The organism is Mesorhizobium sp. M4A.F.Ca.ET.020.02.1.1 (assembly GCF_004022645.1).
Lineage (GTDB): Bacteria > Pseudomonadota > Alphaproteobacteria > Rhizobiales > Rhizobiaceae > Mesorhizobium.
In genome coordinates, this window is the sequence record NZ_RZOI01000497.1 from 1 (window position 1) to 4,614 (window position 4,614).

Here is a 4,614-nt window from a genome sequence, read left to right on the forward strand (position 1 = left end):
GGCCAAGCTCGCCATTTCCGGCGCCACCGTCGCCGTCTATATGGGCCGTTCGGTCGCGGCCGAAGTCGCCGGCCGGCTGATCGAGGCGGGCCTGTCGCCCGACACCGCGGTCGCCGTGGTCGAGAACGCCAGCCTCGGCAACCGTCGCCGCTTCCACGGCACGCTGGCCGACCTGCCGTCGCTGGAGGCCCGCGCCGATCTCACCGGCCCGGTCATGACCATCATCGGCGATGCGGTCGCCGGCGCCAATTTCGAACGTTCCGAGCCGCTCGCGGCACACAGGCATGAAGATACGGCCAGCGTAGCGGCCGAAGGAGTTGAACAATGAAAGTTCTGACCGCGAACAGGCTCACCGACGGCATCGCCGTCTGGTACGCCGATGGCGGCTGGGCGGAGACGGTCGGCGGTGCCGACCTCGCCCATGACAAGGCGGCGGAAGACCGGCTGGAAGCGATCGGCGCTGCCGCCTACGCCAACAACGAGGTGGTCGACGTCAACCTGATCGACGTCACGGTGGTCGACGGATTGGTCGAGCCGGTGCGGTTGCGCGAAAAGATCCGCGCCGCCGGGCCGACCATCCGCGAAGATCTCGGCAAGCAGGCGAGCCCGCAACCCGTGCGGGCGGCATAGACCAAACAGGCAATGCGGGCGGACGCGCCCTGAAAGACGAAGCATGTACCGTTACGATGAGTTCGACCACGATTTCGTTCAGGCCCGCGTCGCCGAGTTCAGCGACCAGGTGCAACGCCGGCTTGCCGGTGAGATCACCGAGGACCAGTTCCGGCCGCTCCGGCTGATGAACGGCGTCTATCTGCAGCTGCATGCCTATATGCTGCGCATCGCGGTGCCCTATGGCACGCTGAACAGCAAGCAGCTGCGCATGCTCGGCCACATCGCGCGCAAATACGACAAGGGCTACGGTCATTTCACGACCCGCCAGAACATACAGTTCAACTGGCCGGCGCTCTCCGACATTCCCGCGATCCTGGCCGATCTCGCCAGCGTCGAGATGCACGCCATCCAGACCAGCGGCAATTGCATCCGCAACGTCACCGCCGATCATTTCGCCGGTGCCGCCGCCGACGAGGTTGCCGATCCGCGCCCCTATGCCGAGATCCTGCGGCAATGGTCGTCGGTGCATCCGGAATTCTCGTTCCTGCCGCGCAAGTTCAAGATAGCGGTGACGGGTGCGGAGCGCGACCGCGCCGCCATCCAGACGCATGACATCGGCCTGCACCTGAAGAAGAACGCGGCCGGCGAGCTCGGCTTCGCCGTCTATGTCGGCGGCGGCCAGGGCCGCACGCCGATGGTGGCGCGGAAGATCCGCGACTTCCTGCCGGAAGCCGATCTTCTCTCCTACTGCACGGCGATTCTGCGCGTTTACAACCTCTATGGCCGCCGCGACAACAAGTACAAGGCGCGCATCAAGATCCTCGTCCACGAGACCGGCGTCGAGGAGATCACGCGCCAGGTCGAGGCCGAGTGGCAGGAGCTGAAGGACGCCGAGCTGAAGCTGCCGGAAGCCGACATCGGTGCCATCAACGCCTATTTCACGCCGCCGGGTCTGGCCGAGCGGCCGGAAGGCGACGCGGCAGTGAAGCTGGCGCGGCTCGATTCCAAGAATTTCTCGGAATGGCTCGACCAGAATGTGGTGACGCATCGCCATCCCGACTATGCGGCGGTGACGATCTCGCTGAAGGGCATCGGCGAGGTGCCTGGCGACGCCACCGACAGCCAGATGGAGGCGGTCGCCGACATCGCCGAGAAATACGCCTTCGACGAACTGCGCGTCAGCCATGAGCAGAACCTGATCCTGCCGCATGTGGCGCGCGCCGATCTGAAGGCCGTCTATGACGCGTTGGTCGACATCGGCCTGGCGACGGCCAACTCCAACCTGATCAGCGACATCATCTCATGCCCCGGCCTCGACTATTGCGCGCTGGCCACGGCCCGTTCCATTCCGGTGGCGCAGGAGATCTCGCAGCGCTTCGCTTCGCTGGAACGGCAGCGCGAGATCGGCGAGCTGAAGCTGAAGATCTCCGGCTGCATCAATGCCTGCGGCCATCATCATGTCGGCCACATCGGCATTCTCGGCGTCGAGAAGAAGGGCTCCGAGCTTTACCAGGTCACCCTCGGCGGCTCGGCCGACGAGAACACCTCCGTCGGCGAGATCATCGGCCGCGGCTTCTCGTCGGAAGAGATCACCGACGCCATCGAGCAGATCGTCGATACCTATCTCGGCCTTCGGCTCAGTCCCTCGGAACGTTTTATCGACGCCTACCGCAGAGTCGGTCCCGCGCCGTTCAAGGAGGCGCTCTATGCTGGCGAAACCAAGGCCGCTTGACCGGGTCGTTGATGTCGAGGCCGGCGTCGCCGCCGAGGCGGCGGGGCTGGACGCGCTTTACGGCCACCTCAGCCCGATCGAGGTCATCGAGCGCTCGGCGAACGAGCTGTTTCGCGGCGGCATCGCCGCCGTTTCCTCCTTCGGCGCCGATTCCGCCGTGCTGCTGCACATGATCGCCAAGGTCGACCGCGCGCTGCCGGTGATCTTCCTCGACACCGGCAAGCATTTCGAGGAAACGCTCGGCTATCGCGATGCGCTGGTCGCCGATTTCGGCTTCACCGACGTCAGGGTGATCAAGCCGGAAGAGGCCGCGCTCGAACGCGTCGATCCGACCGGCAGGCTGCACGAGACCAACACCGACGCCTGCTGCAACGTGCGCAAGGTCGAGCCGATGGCACGCGGCGTCGAGCCGTTCCGCGCCTGGTTCACCGGGCGCAAGCGCTTCCAGGCCTCGACGCGCGCGGCGCTTCCGGTCTTCGAGGCGGTCGGCTCGCGCATCCGCATTAATCCGCTGGCGCACTGGACGACTTCGGACCAGGCCGACTACATGCGCGCGCACGCGCTGCGCGAAAATCCGCTGGTCGCCTATGGCTATCTGTCGATCGGGTGCTTCCCGTGCACGCAGCCGGTACAGCCGGGCGAGGACGCGCGCAGCGGCCGCTGGGCCGGGCACGCCAAGACAGAGTGCGGCATCCACCTTTCCGGCCTGGAGAAGTCGCTGACCGACGCATCCCTTTAGGCTATGTTGATATTCAGGTGAGGCTGGCCCGCAATCGTCGGTGTCCTGCAGTGCTCACGCACCATGGGACGCTCCGCTCGGGCTCGGCCTGCCCTGAAACGCGACACATCCTTTGATTTTTGGATTTTGGGAATTTTGATGACTGAGCCGACCAAATCGGAAACCCGCCTCTGGACCCCGAACGGTTTCCGCGAGGACGAGTGGATCCAGGCCGAGAGCGCCGAGGCACTCGCCGGCAACGGCCGCTTCATCCTGCCGCTGCAGGCGTTCCTGGGGCTCGACCTTGAGGTGCGCAAGTCGGCCAGGGAACGCATCGGGGTGCTGCTGCAGCCCGGCGACGAGCTCGACAAGATCGTCGGCCTGCTCGACCAGCTGTCGCTGGTGGCGCTGGCCTTCCCGGCGTTCAATGACGGCCGCTCCTTCTCCAAGGGCGAATTGCTGCGCAGCCGCCATCATTTCGAGGGCGCGGTCCGCGCTACCGGCCAGGTGCTGGTCGACCAGCTGCCGCATATGCTGCGGGTCGGTTTCGACGAGTTCGAAATCTCGAATCCGGTGCTCTTGAAGCGACTTGAGGAAGGCCATACCGGCGGGCTGGGGCTCTATTACCAGCCGACCGCTGAGCCGGAGGCCAAGGGGCCGAAATATTCCTGGCGGCGCAAACGCGCGGGCTGACCCTGCGGTAACTCGTCGACGTCTTTACAACGCGCGCAAGCAGGCTTTCTCTGACCGCACGGACGGAAATATCCGCCGGGAGGAGACCATGCGCTACGACTATGTCATCGCCGGCGGCGGTTCCGCCGGCTGCACGCTTGCCGCCAGGCTTTCCGAGGATGCATCGAAGACGGTCTGCCTGATCGAAGCGGGCGGCGACGGCAAGGATCTCTTGATCCGCGCGCCGGCCGGCATCATCGCCCTGCTGCCGGGCCGGCCGAAGATCAACAATTGGGGCTTCGAGACGGTGCCGCAGGAAGGGCTTGGCGGCCGCAAGGGCTACCAGCCGCGCGGCAAGGCGCTGGGCGGCTCAAGCGCCATCAACGCCATGCTCTACACGCGCGGCCACGCTCGCGACTATGACGAATGGGCCGATCTCGGCTGCGACGGCTGGTCGTGGAGCGAGGTGCTGCCCTATTTCCGGCGCGCCGAAGGCAACCAGCGCGGCACTGATGCGCTGCACGGCGGCGACGGACCGCTCAGGGTGGCCGAGCAGCAGGAGCCGCGTTCGATCTCGAAAGCCTTCGTCGAGGCCTGCGGCGAAAACCAAATCCGCCGTAACGACGATTTCAACGGACCCGAGCAGGAAGGAGCGGGGCTCTACCAGGTCACGCAATTCTGGGGCGAGCGCCGCAATGGCGAGCGCTGCTCGGCTGCGGCCGCCTATCTGCATTCCGCGATGGGCCGGCCGAACCTCACCGTCATCACCGGCGCGCAGGCGACCGACGTGGTGCTCGACGGCAAGCGCGCGACGGGCGTGCGCTATCGTGCCGGCAAGAGCGAAGCCGTGGCTGAAGCCAGGCGCGAGGTCATCCTGTGC

General features: G+C 66.0%; 5 protein-coding genes and 1 pseudogene. All 6 read left to right on the forward strand.

The annotated features are described in order from the left end of the window. Positions 1-328: pseudogene (locus tag EN742_RS25075) on the forward strand (uroporphyrinogen-III C-methyltransferase); the annotation flags it as partial. Beyond that, positions 325-630, forward strand: a complete 306-nt coding sequence (locus tag EN742_RS25080) for a DUF2849 domain-containing protein (protein WP_126058276.1) — start codon at positions 325-327, stop codon at positions 628-630. The pseudogene EN742_RS25075 and the gene EN742_RS25080, both read left to right, overlap by 4 nt. A 43-nt stretch (positions 631-673) precedes the next feature. Next, entirely contained in the window at positions 674-2,344 is a 1,671-nt protein-coding gene (locus tag EN742_RS25085; protein ID WP_127405926.1) for a nitrite/sulfite reductase, read from the forward strand. Further along, positions 2,319-3,083, forward strand: a complete 765-nt coding sequence (locus EN742_RS25090) for a phosphoadenylyl-sulfate reductase (RefSeq protein WP_127405925.1) — start codon at positions 2,319-2,321, stop codon at positions 3,081-3,083. The genes EN742_RS25085 and EN742_RS25090 overlap by 26 nt, the downstream gene beginning before the upstream one ends. A gap of 138 nt (positions 3,084-3,221) precedes the next feature. Next, a complete protein-coding gene (locus EN742_RS25095; protein WP_127405924.1) occupies positions 3,222-3,755 on the forward strand; it encodes a DUF934 domain-containing protein in 534 nt (177 codons plus the stop codon). A gap of 88 nt (positions 3,756-3,843) precedes the next feature. Continuing rightward, on the forward strand, positions 3,844-4,614 hold a 771-nt coding region (locus EN742_RS25100; protein WP_189375567.1), incomplete at its 3' end, for a GMC family oxidoreductase N-terminal domain-containing protein.